Here is a 15,010-nt window from a genome sequence, read left to right on the forward strand (position 1 = left end):
GGGCGATGTGCGCCGACGACTCGCACAGCACCTCCTGGCCGGGAGCGACCACGGACGCGACGGCCAGCACGTTGGCCATCGACCCGGTCGGGGTGAAGAGCGCGGCCTCGTGGCCGAACATGTCTGCCACCCGCTCCTGCAGCGCGATCACCGTCGGGTCCTCGCCATAGACGTCGTCCCCGACCTCGGCGCGGGCCATCGCCTCGCGCATCGCATCGGTCGGCCGGGTGAGGGTGTCTGAGCGCAGGTCGATCACGTCGGCGAACCTACCCGGGCGCTCTCGCAGAGCGGTGGCCCACCCACACTTCCGATCCACCGAATGTGGCTCACGCACCCCTCGTTGGGCGCGTCTGCAGCAACACGTCCGGCAGCGGTTGCCCAGCCACGTTCGCCGCGCTCCGAATGTGGCTGGCGCACCGCTCAGTCAAGGCTGAAAAGATCGTTCAGGCCTTGCGCAGCATCTCAGCCACCAGGAACGAAAGCTCCAGCGACTGCACCCGGTTGAGCCTCGGGTCGCAGACCGACTCATAGCGGTTGGCCAGACCGGCCTCGTTGATCTCCTCGCCGCCGCCGACGCACTCGGTGACGTCGTCGCCGGTGAGCTCGACGTGTACGCCGCCGGGCCAGGTGCCGAGCGAACGGTGCACGTCGAAGAAGCCCTGGACCTCCTCGATCACGTCGTCGAAGCGACGGGTCTTGTATCCCGAGGACGCCTCGAAGGTGTTGCCGTGCATCGGGTCGCACACCCACGCGACCTGGACGCCCTCGGCGGTGACCTTCTCGACCAGTGCCGGCAGGCCCTCGCGGATCTTGCCCGCGCCGAAGCGGGTGATGAAGGTCAGCCGGCCGGGCTTGTTCCCGGGGTTGAGCCGGGCGGCGTAGGCCAGCGCGTCGTCCGGCGTGGTCGTCGGCCCGAGCTTGATGCCGATCGGGTTCTGGATGCGCGAGAGCAGCTCCACGTGGGCGCCGTCGAGCTGGCGGGTGCGCTCGCCGATCCAGACCATGTGCGCCGAGACGTTGTAGGGCAGATCGGTGCGCGAGTCGATCCGCGTCATCGCGTGCTCGTAGTCGAGCAGGAGGGCCTCGTGGCTGGAGTGGAAGTCGACCCGGTGGAACTCGTCGGGGTCGGCGCCGATCGCCTTCATGAAGGTCAGCGCACGCTCGATCTCGCCGGCCAGCAGCTCGTAGCGCTGGGCGTACGGCGACTCGCGGACGAAGTCGTTGTTCCAGGTGTGGACCTGGCGCAGGTCGGCGTACCCACCCGTGACGAAGGCGCGGACGAGGTTCAGTGTCGCCGCGGAGGCGTTGTAGACGTCGACGAGCCGCTGTGGGTCGGGGGTGCGGGACTCCGGGGTGAAGTCGATGCCGTTGACGGCGTCGCCGCGGTAGGCCGGCAGGGTGATGCCGTCGCGGGTCTCGGTGTCGCTGGAGCGCGGCTTGGCGTACTGCCCGGCCAGCCGGCCCAGCTTGACCACCGGCACGGACGCGGCGTAGGTCAGCACGACCGACATCTGGAGCAGCACGCGCAGCTTGTTGCGGACGTTGTCGGCCGTGACCCCCGCGAACGTCTCGGCGCAGTCGCCACCCGCGAGGAGGAAGGCCTCACCGCGGCTGACGGCCGCGATCTTGGCCTTGAGGTCGTCGCACTCACCCGCGAAGACCAGCGGCGGCGAGAGCCGTAGCTTCGCGACGGCGGCGTCGACCGCGGCGCTGTCGGGGTAGGTCGGCTGCTGGACCGGCTGCATCGCGCGCAACTGCTCGAGGGAGGGGATGGTGCTCACCCCTCAAGAGTACGGGCGCGGGCGCACCATCCGGCCTTCGTGACCGGTGGGCGGTCCGGCGATCTCCCACTCCCCGAGGTGCTCGATGTCGCCGAACCCGGTCCTGTGTCCTCGTACGCTGCGGTTCGACAGCCAGGTGAGCGCCCACAGCGCGACGCCGACACCCATCAGCAATCACGTCACTCTGGCCGCGCCGACGTGTCGAGGCAAGCGCCCGGGCGGGACGCTCAGCCGAAGAACACCTGCGCCTCGGCGTACTCCGCAGGACTCACGAGCTTGAGCTCGCCGGTGCCCTCGATGAGCTTCAGCCGCTCGATCCGGGTGCCCTTGAGCGCCATCATCGTGCCGAAGTCACCCTCGGCAACCGCGTCGATCGCCTGCAACCCGAAGCGGGTCGCGAGCCAGCGGTCGAAGGCCGTCGGTGTGCCGCCGCGCTGGATGTGGCCCAGGACGACGGCGCGCGCCTCCTTGCCGGTGCGCGACTCGATCTCGCTGGCGAGGCGGTCGCCGATGCCGCCGAGGCGGACGTGCCCGAAGGCGTCCTTCTCGCCGGAGACGAGCGTCATCTCGCCGCCGTCGATCGGCATCGCGCCCTCGGAGACGACGATGATCGGGGCGTACTGGCTCTGGAACCGCGTCTCCACGCGGTTGCAGACGTCTGCGATGTCGAAGGGCTGCTCGGGGATCAGCACCATGCTGGCGCCGCCGGCGATCCCACTGTGCAGCGCGATCCAGCCGGCGTGCCGGCCCATCACCTCCACGACGAGCACACGATGGTGCGACTCGGCCGTGGTGTGCAGACGGTCGATCGCCTCGGTGGCGATGTTGACGGCCGTGTCGAAGCCGAACGTGAAGTCGGTGCCGGACAGGTCGTTGTCGATGGTCTTCGGTACGCCGACGACGTTGACGCCGAGGTCCGCGAGCTTGGTCGCAACGCCGAGCGTGTCCTCGCCGCCGATCGCGACGAGGGCGTCGACACCGTCCTTGGCGAGGTTGCGCTGGATGCTCTCGACGCCGTTCTCGATCTTGAACGGGTTGGTGCGGCTCGAGCCGAGGATGGTGCCGCCGCGCGGGAGGATGCCGCGGCACTGGGCGATGCCGAGCTCCATCGTCAGGCCCTCGAGCGGTCCCTTCCAGCCGTCGCGGTAGCCGACGAAGTCGAAGCCGTGCGTCATCACGCCCTTGCGCACGACCGCGCGAATCACCGCATTGAGCCCTGGACAGTCGCCGCCTCCGGTGAGCACTCCGACGCGCATCTTCACTCCCTCAATCGCTGGATTTGATCGATCAAACCCTAGTCATGCCGGCTCTCGGTGGGAAGGGGGTACGCATCGGCACGCCAGAACCCGCGCTCGCTCGTCACGCGGACCCACGTCCACCCACGGCTGCACTAGCCTCGGCGCCATGACGTTCTCCATCGTGGCGCGCTCCGACGACGGTGAGTCGTGGGGCGTCGCCGTGGCCTCCAAGTTCCTCGCCGTCGGCTCCGCCGTCCCGGCCGCCGTTGCCGGTGTGGGCGCCATCGCGACCCAGGCCGATGCCAACGTGTCCTACAAGTTCCTCGCCCTGGCTCATCTCGACGACGGCGCGACCGCACCGATCGCGCTCGAGCGCCTCCTCGAGGAGGACGACAAGCGCGACCACCGTCAGGTCGGCATCGTCGACGTGGAGGGCACACCCGCGACGCACACCGGCCCGGAGTGCTACGCCTGGGCCGGCGGGACCACGGGCCCGGGCTACGCGATCCAGGGCAACATCCTGACCGGCCCCGAGGTCGTCGCGGCGATGGAGGCCGCATGGCTGGCAACGGCCGACCAGCCCCTCGCCCGCCGGCTGACCTCCGCACTGAAGGCGGGGGACGACGCCGGCGGCGACTCGCGCGGCCGGCAGTCCGCGGCCGTCCTCGTGGTCAAGGACGGAGCCGGGTACGGCGGCCTCGACGACGTCGCGGCCGACCTGCGCGTCGACGACCACGCAGACCCGGTGGCTGAGCTGATCCGCCTGCTGGACCTCAACGATCTCTACCTGACGGCATCGACCGACGCGGAGAAGGTCGCGATCGACGACACCCTGCGTGCCGAGCTCCAGGAGCGCGCTCGAGCCAACGGCCGAGCGGACTTCCCCGCCTGGGTCGGTGCGGAGAACTACGAGATGCGTGTCGCCGAAGACTTCAGCTGGCTCGACCGGAGGGTGCTGGAGATCCTGCGAAGCAGCTCGTGACTAGGCCGGCTTCGTCGCGACGACGTTGAACTCGTTGTAGGTGAATGCCTTCCCGGCGAAGCGTGGGAAGGGGAAGCTGCGCCACTTCGAGGGTCGTAGGCCGAGCGCGGTCGAAAGGTCCATCAGGTCCTCGCCCGTGGTCCAGCGCACGTGCGTCGGGTCGGAGGCGTAACCACGCTCCTGCGGGCAGATGAACAGCACCCTGCCGCCGGGCTTGAGGTAGGGCAGGTAGTCACGGACGACCTGCTCCCCCATCTCGGGCGGCATGTGCTCGATGACGTGCGCGACCAGCATCGCGTCGAACGACTCGGGCACCCGCAGCTCGGACTTCTCCCACTCCTCGACCGTCAGCGCGTTGACCCCACGCTCGCGCGCGATCTGGATCGAGGTGGCGTTGTGATCGACGCCGAGCGAACCCGCACCGAGCGTCTCGAGGTTGCGGCCGATGCCGCAGCCCACGTCGAGGGTGCGGCCGAGCTCGTGCCGACGCAGGTTCCACTGGTAGGGCGCCTGCACGTTGAGGAGCTGCTTCCACCGCGCGGTCTCCTTGTCGTGGAGCCGCTTCGCGTAGTCCTCACCCCGTGTGTCGCGCATGCGAGAGAACTTACCGGAGACGGCGACTAGTTTGATCCCCATGTCCGTCCTCGCCATCGATGCAGGGACGACGGGGGTCACCGCCGTCGTCGTCAGTCCCCAGGGCCAGATCGTCGCCAAGGGCTACCAGGAGTTCGCCCAGCACTTCCCCCAACCCGGCTGGGTCGAGCATGCGCCGGAGGAGATCTGGCAGGCCACCCTCGAGGCGACCAAGGACGTGCTCTCCCGCGTCGATGCCGGCGAGCTCACTGCGATCGGCATCACCAACCAGCGCGAGACGATCGTGTTGTGGGACCGCGAGACGCTCGGCTCACCCCGCCGCGCGATCGTCTGGCAGGACCGGCGCACCGCCGAGATCTGCACCCGCCTGCGCGACGCCGGCCACGAGGACCGGGTCAGGGCGCTCACCGGCCTGCGCCTCGATCCCTACTTCTCCGGCACCAAGCTGATGTGGCTGGCCGAGCACGAGCCGCACACCTGGGCGCTCGTCGAGTCCGGCCGCTACGCCGTCGGCACCGTCGACTCCTACCTGATCGCCCGGATGACGCGAGGCACCTGGCACGTCACCGACGTCTCCAACGCGAGCCGGACACTGCTCTTCGACCTCGAAGCCGGCGACTGGTCCGACGAGCTGTGTCAGCTCTTCGGCGTCCCCCGCGACGCGCTGCCCGACCTCGTGCCCAACTGGGGAGAGGTGGCCTCCACCGACGCGGCGGTCTTCATGGGCTTGTCACTCCCCATCGCCGGCATCGCCGGCGACCAGCAGTCGGCGCTCTTCGGCCAGACCTGTTTCGACGAGGGTGACTCCAAGTGCACCTACGGCACCGGGTCCTTCATCCTCACCAACACCGGAAGCACGGTGCAGCGGTCCGAGGCCGGGCTGCTCAGCACCGCGGCCTGGCGCTCCCCCGACGGTGTCCTCACCTATGCCAACGAGGGCGCCATCTTCGTGACAGGCGCGGCGGTGCAGTGGTTGCGAGACGGACTGCAGATCGTCGGCAGCGCCGCCGAGACCGCCGCCATCGCCGCCACCGTGCCCGACACCGACGGCGTCGTCTTCGTGCCCGCCCTCACCGGCCTCGGCGCCCCGCACTGGGACCCGTACGCACGCGGCCTGATCATCGGCATCACCCGTGGCACGACCCGCGCACACATCGTCCGCGCGACCCTGGAGGCCATCGCCTTCGAGGTCAGGGACGTCCTCGAGACCATGCCGGAGATCGCGTCGCTGCGCGTCGACGGTGGCGCGGCCGCCAACGACATGCTCTGCCAGTTCCAGGCGGACCAGGTCGGGCTCCTCGTCGAGCGGCCGAAGATCGTCGAGACCACGGCGCTGGGTGCGGCGTTCCTGGCCGGGCTCGGCACCGGGGTCTGGGACTCGACCGAGGCGCTGCGCGAGACGTGGGCCCTGGACAGGCGCTTCGAGCCGGTCGGCGATCGCGAGGCCGCCGACCGGGCGCACGCCCGCTGGCAGGACGCGGTCGAGCGGTCGAAGGGCTGGGCGACCTAGCGGTCGGTGAGCCGCGCCAGCGCGGACTCGGCCCTCGCCAGCGCGGCCTCCGACTCGGCGACCGTGTCCGCTGCCTCGGACCTCACGTCCTCGGCGTCGGCGAGCTCGTCGTCATTCTCCTCGAGGTCGCTCTCGAGCTGGGCGATGCGGCCCCTCAGCTCATCGACCTCGGCCTGCAGCTGCAGCGACCGCGCCTGGAGCGCGTCGACCTCTTCGGCGGCAGCCGTCAACGCCTCTCGCGCGGCCTCCACCTCCGCCTGTGCCTCGTGGACGACCTCGGTGGCGGCACGGCGTGCCTTGTGGTCGGCCTCGGGATCGGGCACGACGTGCAGGTCGGGTCGGGGCGGCGGGGTCGCCTCGCGCGGCGCGGCGACGAAGCCGCGTGCTTCCGGCACGGCCAGCGCGCCGGCGATGTCGGCAGTGCCGACCCCGGTCGCGGTCAGGGCGGCGACCAGCAGCCCGCTCCGGACGGCTGTCGCCGCCCCCTCGTCGAGGATCGCCGCCGTGAGGGTGGCCTCCACCTGATCGGCGACGGCCTGGGTGACCCTGACGCCCTCGTCGTGGGCGAGCCCGCGCGCCTGCGTCGTCACCGCTGCGGTCAACTGGCGGCGCTGCCGGGTGAGTGCTCGAAGCTCTTCGCCGTCGAGATTGGCCTGCGCCTCCCGCAGGGCCGCTCCGACGGACAGCACCTGGTCCACCTGAGCTGCGTCACGGCGGACGAGCAGGTCGACGACCCAGGCCGCCAGTGACGGCTTCTTCAGGGCCTTGATCCGGGCCGCGAAGGCCTTGTCCGTCTTGTGCTCCTTCGCCAGCGCGTCGCGGGCAGGCGTGAAGTCGGCCAGCGGCAGCCCGTAGAGCCGGTCGGCGATCTCGAGGAGCGAGTCGGTCACACGCTGGATCCTAGGGCGAGGCGATACTCCAGCTCGATCGGGTGCGGCGCCCACGGGCACTCCTGAGTGACCCCGGTGGGTGACCACCCGAGGGTCTCGTAGAGGCCACGTGCGCGATGGTTCTCGGTCAACACCCACAGGCGGGTGGCTCCGGCATCGACCGCGCGCCGTACCCCGTCGCGAGCCATCCCTCGTCCCCACGCGTCGGGGTGCACGGCAAGGTGGCGCAGCGAGTCAGGGTCGTACGCCGCGAGGGCCACCAGCCCCGAGTCGCCGACGACCACCTCGGTGACGACCTCGGGGTCGTCGAGCAGCAGCACCCACCGGGTCAGCACCGCGTCATAGGGGAACGGCAGCTCACCGAAGACATGGGCGAGACCGACGAGGTTGGCGTCACGCTCGAGGTCGGTCAGCGGCCCGGCATCGGCCGGCGTCGCCCTTTGCCAGTCATGGCGGCGGACGCCCGCCTCACGCGTCATCGTCGAGGCCATGCTCGATGGCCCAGCGGGTCAGTTGCACGCGGTTGTTCATCTGGAGCTTGCGCAAGGTGTTCTGCACGTGGTTCTGGACCGTGCGGTGCGAGATGACCAGCCGCTCGGCGATCTGCTTGTAGCTCAACCCCTTCGCGACCATCTTGAGGATCTCGGTCTCGCGGTCGGTCAGCTCGTCGCGCGGGTCGTCGGCCGGGCCGTCGGCCAGTCGACGGAACTCCCCCAGCACCAGGCCGGCCAGACCGGGCGTGAAGACGGTGTCGCCGGCCGCGACCCGGCGCACGGCGTCGATCAGCTCGTCGCGCGACGCCGACTTCACCAGATAGCCGGTGGCACCCGCCTTGACCGCCTCGAGCACGTCGCTCTGCTCGCCGGACGCGGAGAGGATCAGCACCCGCGCCGACGGGTCGTGCTGCAGGACCTGCGCAGTGACCTCCACACCGTTGGGGCCGGGGATCTGCAGATCGAGTACGACGACCTGCGGGCGCGCCGCGGGGAAGCGGGCCAGTGCCTGGTGTCCGTCGGCGGCCACCGCCACCACGTCGAAGCCCGCCGCCACCAGGTCGCGTTCGACGGCGTCACGCCACATCGGGTGGTCGTCGACCACCATCACCCTTGTCATGACGGCGAACCTACCGCCGCCCTTGTGCGGGTGGGCCCGACGAGGGTGCCCAACGATCACGTCGCGAAAGGGGGCCGAAGGCGCGTCAGTCCTGCTCGGATCGCAGGTAGCGGCCGCGGCGGTGCCCCAGCGGGTCGTCGACGACGCCGAGGGTGGCCGACCCGATCCGGCACGTCACCTCCATCGACCAGCCGACATCGCGGATGTCGTGGACGACGCAGTCGGCCCAGGTCTCCACGTCGGCGAGGCGCGGACCGAACGCCGTCTCGAGCCAGTGATCGGCAGCGAAGAGGCCGCCGGGCGCGGGCATCTGCCCCGCGAACTTCTCCGCCAGGTCTTGGTGGCGCCACTCCAGCAGCTGCACCACGCAGCGCGGGGCCACACCGTCTCGCAACCGGTCGGCCAGGTCCGAGTCCGGGTCGAGCAGTCCCAGGACGTAGGACGGCTCGCTCACGGCCACCATCAACGACGACACCGTCAGCCCGGCCCGGTCCGCCCCGGCACCGGCGGTCCACAGCGACACCTGACCGCCGAGGCGGCCACGCAGCCGGCGCGCGCCGTCACGCTCCCCCGCGGGACTGGCGAACGGGTGGTCGGAGTGAATGGTCATGAGTTCCGCCGCCGTCGCCACGGCATCTTCAGCGGTGGCTGCGGCGCCGCGACCGCGCACGTGCGGCTGGCGGCGATCCGCCAGTAGAGCCGCTCCCCCACGACCCGCACCGGCGGCAGCCACAGCAGCGGCACGAACCAGAACGTGATCGGCGAACGGGCCAGGACCCGGCGGATGGCGTCGTAGCCCTCGAACCGCCCCTGCGGGGTGAGCAGCTGAAGGGCCCGGTCTGTGTCCTCGCGGGTGACCCGCGGATCGTCGTGCGCGCCCGGCTCGGCGGTGCCGACGAAGCGATGGGTGCCCGTCACGTCGAGCCAGGCCAGCACCTTGGCCCAGCGGTGGCAGAAGGAGCAGTAGCTGTCCCAGATGACGATGCGCTCTGAGTCGGTCATAGCGGAACAGTCAACTCCCATTCGGTTCCGTGCGTGCCGGTGTCGAGCGTCGCCGTACCACCCAGGTCGGCGATCCGGCCGCGGATGGACTCGCTGACGCCCAGTCGGCCTTCGGCGGCAGCCGACTCGAGTCGTCCGGAGGGGATGCCCGGACCGTCGTCGCGGACCGACACGACGACCTCGTCGGGCAGGGCCTCGAGCAGCACCCAGACCCGCGCACCGGCACCCACGTGCGTGGCGACGTTGTCGAGGCACGAGCCCACGGCCGCCGCGATCTCATGGGCCACGTCGCTCGGCAGCGGCACCGGCACGCCCGGTGTGGCCACCTCGACCCGCAGGGAATGCCTCGTGCCGAGCTCCTCGAGCATCCCGGCGAGGTCGCTCACGGCCGGGCCGGCGGTCACGGTGCCCTGTTGGCGGATCAGGGAGCGCAGCAGGCGCTCCTGCTCCCCTGCGAGCCTGCCGAGCTCGGCCAGCTCCGGGGGCGCGCCGGTCTCGGTGCCCCGGCGCTGGACCAGTGCCAGCACCTGCAGGACCCCGTCGTGCACGGCACGCGCGAGGCGGGTGCGCTCCTCGGCGGCGGCCGCCGCACGCTCGGCCGTGTCCCGCTCGGTCGCCATCCGCTGGAGCGACGCGCACATGTAGCCGACGGTCGGCCCGCCGATCATCAACAAGAAGACGTTGCCGTAGTTGGCCTGGTCGATGCCGTCGCGCAGGACCAGGTCGGTGATCGAGAGGAGCGCGGCCGCCGCCAGGCCGCCCTTCCAGTGCCAGTGCACGGCCCAGGCCAGCAGTGCGCCCATCACCCAGAAGCCGGGGATGGTGGCGTTGTAGTCGGCGCCCTTGATCAGCGGCGTGGCCGCGATCGAGCCGACCGCCCAGGCCAGGTCGAGGGCGAGGAAGGTCGTCGTACGCCGCTGCGCGCTGGTCGAGGCCCAGATCGCGTATCCCGTCCACGCCACCATCGCCCCGACCGCCACCACGGCTGCCCAGGGGTGGTCGTAGTTGTCGCGTCGGTAGATGTTGAGGACGATCAGGTTGATCGTGACCAGGACCCGCACCAGCGCGAGCGCGCGGAAGAGCCGGTCCTCGACCGCCGCGCCCGCGCCGGTGACTGCGAGGTCGCGGTCTCGAGGAGTCAGGACGCCTTCTTCTGCGAGGGCGTGGAGTCGGGCCCGTCGGCCGCCTCCCTGGCGACCAGAGCTGCGGCCTTGGCGAGCTCCTTGGCCTTGGCGGCATACATGTCGACGTACTCCTGCTGGGAGAGCCGCATGATCTCGTACATGATCTCGTCGGTGACTGCGCGCAGGATGTAGCGATCGTTGACGAGTCCGGCGTAGCGCGAGAAGTCCAACGGCGGGCCGAACCTGACGACCGGGCGGGTCCACTGGCCGAAGACCTTGCCGCTGGGCGCCACGACGTCGGTGCCGACGACGGCACACGGCACGACGGGGGCACCTGTCTCGAGCGCGAGCCGGGCGACGCCGGTCTTGCCGCGGTAGAGCCTGCCGTCGTGGCTGCGCGTGCCCTCGGGGTAGATGCCGAACAGCTCGCCGGTCTCGAGGATCATGGTGGCCGACTTCATCGCACCTTCGGCAGCGTTGGCCCCGGAGCGGTCGATCGGCACCTGACCGGCACCCGAGAAGAACTTCTTCTGGAACCAGCCCTTGATCCCCGGCGTCGTGAAGTACTCCGCCTTGGCCACGAAGGTCACCCGCCGCGTCAGCGTCAGCGGCATGAACAACCAGTCGGCGTACGAGAGGTGGTTGCTCGCCAGGATCGCCGGCCCCTCGGAGGGCACGTTGTCCACGCCGTAGGCCTTGGGTCGGAAGATGATGCGCAGGAGGGGCCCGAGAGCGACCCACTTCAAGAACCAATAGAGCACGGGGAGAGCCTAGCCTTGATAGCCATCTCGCGAGCAGGCCTCGACGAGTCGTCCATCTGGTGCACAATCGGCGCATGCTGATCACGCCGACGGCCGAGCCGTTCTCCGCGCCCGCACGTCCCGACCTCACCCACGGTCGCAAGATCGGCGTCCTGGTGAGCCACGGATTCACCGGATCCCCAGCCTCGATGCGCCCCTGGGCCGAGTCCCTGGCTGCACAGGGTTTTGCCGTCGAGCTGCCGCTGCTGCCGGGTCACGGCACCCGCTGGCAGGACCTCAACAAGGTGGGCTGGTCGGACTGGTACGCCGCCTTGACGGCGTCCTTCGACAAGCTCGTGGCGGAGAACGACGCCGTGGCGATATGCGGGCTCTCGCTCGGCGGGGCGCTCGTGCTGCGTCTGGCCGCCGACCGACCCGACGAGGTCGCCGGTGTCGTCGTGGTCAACCCCGCGGTCAACACGACTCGCCTCGACGTCAAGGCGCTGCCGGTGCTGCGCTTCCTCGTCGGAGGGTTCCCCGGGATCGCCAACGACATCAAGAAGCCGGGCATGGACGAGTACGCCTATCCCAAGACGCCGCTCAAGGCCGCCTACTCGATGATGTGGCACGGCTGGAAGCCGCTGCGGACCGACCTGGCGAAGATCACCTCGCCGATCCTGTTCTTCAAGTCCGTCGAGGACCACGTCGTGGACGAGACGTCGCTCGCGATCATCAAGAAGACGGTGTCCTCACGCGAGTTCACCGAGGTCAGCCTGCCCGAGAGCTATCACGTGGCCACGCTCGACAACGACGCCGAGCTGATCTTCACCGAGTCGGCCGACTTCATCGCCCGCGTCTGCGCTTGAGGGCTCGGGTTACCGTTTCTCCGTGAGTGGAACCGGCGACAGCGAGCGGGCGCACGACGAGGCGTGGCGGGCCATCGTCGACAACTTCGGCGACCGTGCCGAGATCGACGAGCCAGCCGAGGTCGAGCCTGCCCCGCCCCGACCGACGTCGGAGCCCGACCCCGATCCGTTCGTGGTGCGCGCTGCGGCGTACGACGAGGCCGAGCGGTTCGTGCCGCCGCCCCCACCGCCCGTGCCGCGTCCTGAGCCGAAGCGGGCTGTCGCCTGGGCGGGTCTGTTCGGCGCGCCGCTCCTCGTGCTGATCGCGATGGTGCTCGGGATCGACCTGCCGGGGCTGCTCGACTACCTGCTCATCGGCTGGTTCGTCGGCGGCTTCGTGTATCTCGTCGCCACCATGTCCCGCACGCCCCGGGAGCCCTGGGACGACGGCTCGCGCATCTGAGCCAACCGGCTGTTCGCGAACCGTCGGACGGCGCTAGTGTCGGCGGCGTGAGTGTGAGCGAGAGCGTCGAAGTCACCGGCCACCTGATGGACAGCGGGATTCTCTCCCGCATCCTCGACGACATCCGGGAGTACGACGGCGACTACGTCATCGACCACTTCGATGTCGGTCATGAGGCGTCCGACATCAGCCAGGCGACCATCGTCGTCACCGCGGAGGACGACGAGGCCCTCCAGCGCCTGCTGATGCGACTGCAGACGCGCGGCGTGAACCAGGTGGACCCGGGCGAGGCGTCGGTCAGTGTCGCCGACCTCGACGGAGTCTTCCCCGACGGCTTCTACTCCACCACCAACCTGGTGACCCGGATCCGGATGAACGGACGCTGGAGCCCGGTCGAGAACCCCGAGATGGACTGCGGACTCGTCGTCGACGGCGAGCGCGTCTACACACTGCCGATGTCGGACGTGAAGGTCGGCATGCACGTCGTGACGAGCGCCTCCGGGATCAAGGTCACCTCGCCGGTCCTGGAGAAGGGGAGCGACTCCTTCGGCTTCATGGACTCCGACGTGTCCAGCGAGAAGCCCCAGGCCGTGCTGGTGCGTCAGGTTGCCGACGGCATGCGCGAAGCCAAGGCGGCCGGCAAGTACGTCCTGTGGGTCGGTGGCCCCGGTGTCGTCCACACCGGCGCCGCTCCCGCGATGGTGGAGCTCGTCAACGCGGGCTTTGTCGACGTGCTGTTCGCCGGCAACGCACTGGCGACCCACGACATCGAGTCCTCCCTCTACGGCACCAGCCTGGGCGTCGACCTGGCCATGGGACGCGGCGTCGAGCACGGCCACGAGCACCACATCCGGGCGCTCAACACCATCCGCAAGCAGGGCTCGATCAAGGCCGCGGTCGACAACGGTGTCCTGACCGGCGGCATCATGCACGCCATGGTCACGCACGAGAAGCGCTTCGTGCTCGTGGGCTCGGTCCGCGACGACGGCCCGCTGCCCGACGTCTACACCGACGTCATCGAGGGGCAGCGCGCGATGCGCGCCGAACTGACCGACGTGGGCTTCTGCCTGATGGTGGCGACGATGCTCCACTCGGTGGCGACCGGCAACATCCTGCCGGCGTCGATCCCGCTGGTCTGCGTCGACATCAACCCTGCCACGGTCACCAAGCTCGCCGACCGCGGCTCCAGCCAGGCCAAGGGCATCGTCACCGACGTCGGGCTGTTCCTCGAGCAGCTGGCGCTCGAGCTGATCCCGGGCTACCGCCGGGGCTGACCGCCCGCCCGTCGCGCCAGCTCGGCCGCCCCCACCAGTCCCGCCTCGGGCCCGAGCAGGGCCGACACGATGGGCGGTACGGCGCGGTGGGCCGCAGCGACGAGCGAGCGCTGCAGCGCGTTGCGGGCCGGCTCGAGCAGCCGGTCCCCCGCCTGCGAGACCCCGCCGCCGATCACCACGACGTCGGGGTCGAAGGCAGCCACGAGGTTGGCGACCCCGACGCCCAACCAGTCGCCCACCGAGGCGAAGGCCTGTCGAGCCACCATGTCGCCCGCCTCGGCGGCCTCGGTCACCATCGGCCCGGTCACCCGGTCGGGGTTGCCGCCGCTGGCTTCCTCCAGCACTGATGGCTGCTCCCCCATGCGCTGGCGGGCGAACCGCACCAGCGCGTTGCCCGAGGAGTACTGCTCCCAGCAGCCACGCCCCCCGCACTCACACGTCTGGCCGTCGGGCACGACCTGCATGTGCCCGAACTCCCCGGCCATGCCGTTGGCGCCTCGCACCAGCCGCCCATCCATGAGGATCGCGCCGCCGATGCCGGTGCCCATGGTGACCACCAGCGCCGAGTGGGCGCCCCGCGCTGCGCCGTACGTCCACTCGGCCACGGCCGCGCAGTTGGCGTCGTTGTCCAGCACGACCGGCACGCCCCAGCGCTCGCTGAGCCGCTCGCGGACGTTCTGTCCCTGCCAGGGCAGGTGCGGGGCGAACATCACCCGGTCCGCGGCCGCGTCGACGAAGCCGGCTGCCGCGACGCCGACGCCCGCGATGGGGAAGCCGTCGGCCGCCTCCAGGACCGCCGCCTCCAGGGCGTCCTCGACCTGCGCGATGTCCACGCGACGGCCCGGCGTGGCACGGCGTGCCGTGCGGCCGACATGCCCCATCACGTCCACCACGCCGGCGAGCACCTTGGTGCCGCCGACGTCGACGCCGACCCAGACCGGTTCCATCGCGGTTGTCACTCCCCGATCCTGTCGTATCGCAGTGTCCAGACCACTCGCACCCCAGGCATGACCCGAAGTGACTAGTGCCATTGACCACTCGGGCCATTTCGGGCCACAAGCCTGCCGCGTGGTCGCGACGCTCACTACTCTCGGTCTGATATCCGCCGGGACCACTGTGAACGAGGGGTTGGAATGCACACGCTGGGACCACGTCGCCCACGGCGCAACGAGCGCGGAACAGCGGCGCTGGAGTTCGCGCTCGTCGTGATCCCGCTGCTGCTGATCCTCGGGGGCATCGTCAACTTCGGGATGGCCTTCTCGCAGAAGCTGGCCCTCGACAACGCCGTCCGTCAGGCTGCGCGTGCCGCCGTGGTGGACACCGGTACCAGCCCGACGACCGAGGCCGTCAGCTCCTTCAACGGGACGGCGATCGCCCGCCAGGGCGAGAACGTGGCCATCACCTTCTCCGGCAAGACGACGTGCAAGGGCAGCATCTTCGGCGAACGGATCAAG

At 70.3% G+C, this 15,010-nt stretch carries 19 protein-coding genes; 6 read left to right on the forward strand and 13 right to left on the reverse strand.

Annotation, left to right across the window (positions count from 1 at the left end; all coding sequences use genetic code 11):
- The 4 genes from RMO85_RS14660 to RMO85_RS14675 all read right to left on the reverse strand — a co-directional run.
- A partial coding sequence (locus RMO85_RS14660) for a beta-eliminating lyase-related protein (RefSeq protein WP_310529464.1) occupies positions 1–256 on the reverse strand: 256 nt, incomplete at its 3' end.
- Positions 257–443: 187 nt separating this feature from the next.
- Positions 444–1,781 carry a class II 3-deoxy-7-phosphoheptulonate synthase gene (locus tag RMO85_RS14665; protein WP_310529465.1) on the reverse strand — a complete coding sequence of 446 codons (1,338 nt, stop codon included), beginning with the start codon at positions 1,779–1,781 and terminating at the stop codon, positions 444–446.
- A 3-nt stretch (positions 1,782–1,784) separates the two neighbouring features.
- Entirely contained in the window at positions 1,785–1,949 is a 165-nt protein-coding gene (locus RMO85_RS14670; protein ID WP_310529466.1) for a hypothetical protein, read from the reverse strand.
- Positions 1,950–2,008: 59 nt separating this feature from the next.
- The gene (locus tag RMO85_RS14675; protein ID WP_310529467.1) at positions 2,009–3,037 is read right to left on the reverse strand and encodes a 6-phosphofructokinase; all 1,029 of its coding nucleotides are present in this window, start codon (positions 3,035–3,037) and stop codon (positions 2,009–2,011) included.
- Between the two features lie 148 nt (positions 3,038–3,185).
- Here RMO85_RS14675 and RMO85_RS14680 point away from each other — a divergent pair, with 148 nt between their 5' ends.
- Entirely contained in the window at positions 3,186–4,001 is an 816-nt protein-coding gene (locus tag RMO85_RS14680; RefSeq protein WP_310529468.1) for a DUF1028 domain-containing protein, read from the forward strand.
- Here the strand turns inward: RMO85_RS14680 and RMO85_RS14685 are convergent, their stop codons facing one another.
- On the reverse strand, positions 4,002–4,595 hold the full coding sequence (locus RMO85_RS14685; RefSeq protein WP_310529469.1) for a class I SAM-dependent methyltransferase: 594 nt from the start codon (positions 4,593–4,595) through the stop codon (positions 4,002–4,004).
- Between the two features lie 40 nt (positions 4,596–4,635).
- Between RMO85_RS14685 and glpK the strand changes: the two genes are divergently transcribed.
- Entirely contained in the window at positions 4,636–6,105 is a 1,470-nt protein-coding gene (glpK, locus tag RMO85_RS14690) for a glycerol kinase GlpK (protein ID WP_310529470.1), read from the forward strand.
- Here glpK and RMO85_RS14695 read toward each other — a convergent pair.
- The 7 genes from RMO85_RS14695 to RMO85_RS14725 all read right to left on the reverse strand — a co-directional run bounded on the left by RMO85_RS14695 (position 6,102) and on the right by RMO85_RS14725 (position 10,995).
- The gene (locus tag RMO85_RS14695; RefSeq protein ID WP_310529472.1) at positions 6,102–6,995 is read right to left on the reverse strand and encodes a hypothetical protein; all 894 of its coding nucleotides are present in this window, start codon (positions 6,993–6,995) and stop codon (positions 6,102–6,104) included. The genes glpK and RMO85_RS14695 overlap by 4 nt on opposite strands.
- Positions 6,992–7,474, reverse strand: coding sequence for a GNAT family N-acetyltransferase (locus tag RMO85_RS14700; protein ID WP_310529473.1), 483 nt, complete (start codon positions 7,472–7,474; stop codon positions 6,992–6,994). Before RMO85_RS14700 ends, RMO85_RS14695 begins: the two co-directional genes overlap by 4 nt.
- Entirely contained in the window at positions 7,464–8,108 is a 645-nt protein-coding gene (locus RMO85_RS14705) for a response regulator transcription factor (protein WP_310529474.1), read from the reverse strand. The genes RMO85_RS14700 and RMO85_RS14705 overlap by 11 nt, the downstream gene beginning before the upstream one ends.
- Positions 8,109–8,193: 85 nt before the next feature.
- Positions 8,194–8,718 carry a flavin reductase family protein gene (locus tag RMO85_RS14710; protein WP_310529475.1) on the reverse strand — a complete coding sequence of 175 codons (525 nt, stop codon included), beginning with the start codon at positions 8,716–8,718 and terminating at the stop codon, positions 8,194–8,196.
- Complete coding sequence (locus RMO85_RS14715; RefSeq protein WP_310529476.1) at positions 8,715–9,110, reverse strand: DCC1-like thiol-disulfide oxidoreductase family protein; 396 nt, start codon at positions 9,108–9,110, stop codon at positions 8,715–8,717. Before RMO85_RS14715 ends, RMO85_RS14710 begins: the two co-directional genes overlap by 4 nt.
- Complete coding sequence (gene macS, locus RMO85_RS14720) at positions 9,107–10,252, reverse strand: MacS family sensor histidine kinase (RefSeq protein ID WP_310529483.1); 1,146 nt, start codon at positions 10,250–10,252, stop codon at positions 9,107–9,109. Before macS ends, RMO85_RS14715 begins: the two co-directional genes overlap by 4 nt.
- Positions 10,249–10,995 carry a lysophospholipid acyltransferase family protein gene (locus RMO85_RS14725; RefSeq protein WP_310529477.1) on the reverse strand — a complete coding sequence of 249 codons (747 nt, stop codon included), beginning with the start codon at positions 10,993–10,995 and terminating at the stop codon, positions 10,249–10,251. The genes macS and RMO85_RS14725 overlap by 4 nt, the downstream gene beginning before the upstream one ends.
- A gap of 74 nt (positions 10,996–11,069) precedes the next feature.
- On the opposite strand from RMO85_RS14725, the gene RMO85_RS14730 reads away from it, so the two are divergent.
- Genes RMO85_RS14730 through RMO85_RS14740 form a run of 3 tightly spaced genes read left to right on the forward strand, consistent with a single transcriptional unit; the run spans position 11,070 to position 13,556 of the window.
- Positions 11,070–11,840, forward strand: coding sequence for an alpha/beta fold hydrolase (locus RMO85_RS14730; RefSeq protein WP_310529478.1), 771 nt, complete (start codon positions 11,070–11,072; stop codon positions 11,838–11,840).
- A 22-nt stretch (positions 11,841–11,862) separates the two neighbouring features.
- Positions 11,863–12,282 carry a hypothetical protein gene (locus RMO85_RS14735; protein ID WP_310529479.1) on the forward strand — a complete coding sequence of 140 codons (420 nt, stop codon included), beginning with the start codon at positions 11,863–11,865 and terminating at the stop codon, positions 12,280–12,282.
- Between the two features lie 47 nt (positions 12,283–12,329).
- On the forward strand, positions 12,330–13,556 hold the full coding sequence (locus tag RMO85_RS14740) for a TIGR00300 family protein (RefSeq protein ID WP_310529480.1): 1,227 nt from the start codon (positions 12,330–12,332) through the stop codon (positions 13,554–13,556).
- On the opposite strand, the gene RMO85_RS14745 is transcribed toward RMO85_RS14740, so the two are convergent.
- Positions 13,541–14,515: an ROK family protein gene (locus tag RMO85_RS14745; protein ID WP_310529481.1), complete on the reverse strand. Its 975-nt coding sequence runs from the start codon at positions 14,513–14,515 to the stop codon at positions 13,541–13,543. The genes RMO85_RS14740 and RMO85_RS14745 overlap by 16 nt on opposite strands.
- Before the next feature lie 174 nt (positions 14,516–14,689).
- Here RMO85_RS14745 and RMO85_RS14750 point away from each other — a divergent pair.
- A partial coding sequence (locus tag RMO85_RS14750; RefSeq protein ID WP_310529482.1) for a TadE/TadG family type IV pilus assembly protein occupies positions 14,690–15,010 on the forward strand: 321 nt, incomplete at its 3' end.

Source organism: Nocardioides sp. (assembly GCF_031422975.1).
In the GTDB taxonomy this organism is placed as follows: domain Bacteria; phylum Actinomycetota; class Actinomycetes; order Propionibacteriales; family Nocardioidaceae; genus Nocardioides.